This is a genomic window from Shigella sp. FC1967 (genome assembly GCF_001743005.1).
GTDB lineage: Bacteria > Pseudomonadota > Gammaproteobacteria > Enterobacterales > Enterobacteriaceae > Proteus.
In genome coordinates this window covers 1-1,826 of sequence record NZ_MIIZ01000930.1, presented here as the reverse complement: position 1 = coordinate 1,826, position 1,826 = coordinate 1, and the positions used below count along the sequence as shown (strand labels likewise).

The window sequence follows — 1,826 nt, the reverse complement described above, 5'->3', positions numbered from 1 at the left end:
TATTCTGTCTTTCAATATTGTTGATCTTGGTGGCAATATTGAACGTTAAATACCATTATATTTATTATCTTCAATATTGTTGATCGAGGTAGCAATATTTGAAAGTTGTTCACTTTAATTAAAACTAATTTCAATATTGGTGTAATCGGGTTGTTATATTCTGTCTTTCAATATTGTTGATCTTGGTGGCAATATTGAACGTTAAATACCATTATATTTATTATCTTCAATATTGTTGATCGAGGTAGCAATATTGAAAGTTGTTCACTTTAATTAAAACTAATTTCAATATTGGTGATATGTTTAGCAATATTGAAACCTATCCATTCTTTATTTATCTATGTTCAATATTGGTGACCTAGGTTTAATTTTTTCATCTCTTAATTGTGTTAATTCTATATTACATTGCCAGAGTAAATGACATTATTTATTAATTTCAGGAGATGTAATGAATATTATTACATGTTACAAAAGTGTTCCCGATGAGCAGGATATTACGGTCAATAGCGCAGATAATTCGCTGGATTTTTCCCGCGCTAACACCAAAATCAGCCAATATGATTTAAATGCGATTGAAGCCGCTAATCAGCTTAAGACGCAACTTGATGGTATTCAAATCACGGCAATGAGTGTTGGCGGTAAAGCCCTGACAAATGCGAAAGCGCGTAAAGATGTTCTTTCTCGTGGTGCTGATGAATTAGTGGTTGTCGTTGATGATCAATTTGAAGCTTCTTTACCTTATCAAACAGCGGTTGCACTGGCAGCGGCTGCGACTAAAAAAGGTTATGATTTAATTCTTTGTGGTGATGGCTCTGCGGATCTGAGCTCACAACAAGTTAGCTTGCTGGTGGGGGAATTCTTAAATATTCCTGCAATCAATGGCGTTAACAAAATAGTTTCTATTTCTAATGATTCAATTACGGTTGAGCGTGAATTAGAAACGGAAATTGAAACACTAACCATTCCATTACCTGCTGTTATCGCGGTATCTACCGATATAAATATACCTCAAATTCCTTCGATGAAAGCTATTCTTGGTGCCGCCAAGAAACCTGTTCAGCAATGGAGTGTCACCGATCTTGGTTTGGATGTGATTACTGCACGTTCAGAGCAAAAAGTGGCTGCGCCGAAACAGAAAGTTCGTCAACGCATCATCATTGAAGGTGATGGCGATGATCAGATTGCTGAGTTGGCAGAACATTTACGTAAAATTCTTAAGTAATAGGGGGAGTTATGAGCCAGTTTTCAACTGTTTGGGTATTTAGTGATGCACTTTCCCGTTTACCAGAATTAATGGGTGGCGCTTCTTCATTAGGACAATCTATCAATGTATTTACATTGAATGATGAACAAAGTGTGGCTGCTTTTAAATTAGGTGCAACCGACGTTTTTCAATTAGAAGGTAAACCTGATGATCGCATTATTGAAGACTATGCACAAAGCATGGTTGAAACCATCAAACAAAAAGGTGATGCAGGTTTAGTGCTACTGCCTAATACACGTCGCGGAAAATTAATCGCAGCACGTTTAGGTCATCGTTTAGAAGCGGTTGTTTCTAACGACGCACAATCTTTAAATGCAGAAGGAGAGGCATTAGTCACCAAACATATGGTTTACGGTGGTTTAGCTTTTGGCGATGAAACGCTGAAAACGCCTTACTGTGTTGTCACTGCAAGTGTGGGCGCTTTTGATATTGCACCAGAAACTGAGGCGACGGGTAGTGCACAAAAAAGTCGCATGGATTGCCCCAGCTCAAGGCATTGTTCGCAATTCGATTCAACCACGCGCTATCAATGCAGTTGATTTAGACAAAGCACGTTTTGTTG

2 protein-coding genes are annotated in these 1,826 nt (G+C 37.9%); both read left to right on the top strand.

Annotated features, from left to right (window positions below; genetic code table 11):
- Window positions 1–448: 448 nt before the first annotated feature.
- A complete protein-coding gene (gene fixA, locus BHE89_RS16065; RefSeq protein ID WP_069369790.1) occupies window positions 449–1,222 on the top strand; it encodes a putative electron transfer flavoprotein FixA in 774 nt (257 codons plus the stop codon).
- A gap of 11 nt (window positions 1,223–1,233) precedes the next feature.
- The gene (locus tag BHE89_RS16060; RefSeq protein WP_286146224.1) at window positions 1,234–1,803 is read left to right on the top strand and encodes a hypothetical protein; all 570 of its coding nucleotides are present in this window, start codon (window positions 1,234–1,236) and stop codon (window positions 1,801–1,803) included.
- The last annotated feature ends 23 nt before the right edge of the window (window positions 1,804–1,826 follow it).

Coding starts and splice junctions, on each gene's coding strand:
- fixA (WP_069369790.1), top strand. CDS start 449: ATGAATATTATTACATGTTACAAAAGTGTTCCCGATGAGCAGGATATT.
- BHE89_RS16060 (WP_286146224.1), top strand. CDS start 1,234: ATGAGCCAGTTTTCAACTGTTTGGGTATTTAGTGATGCACTTTCCCGT.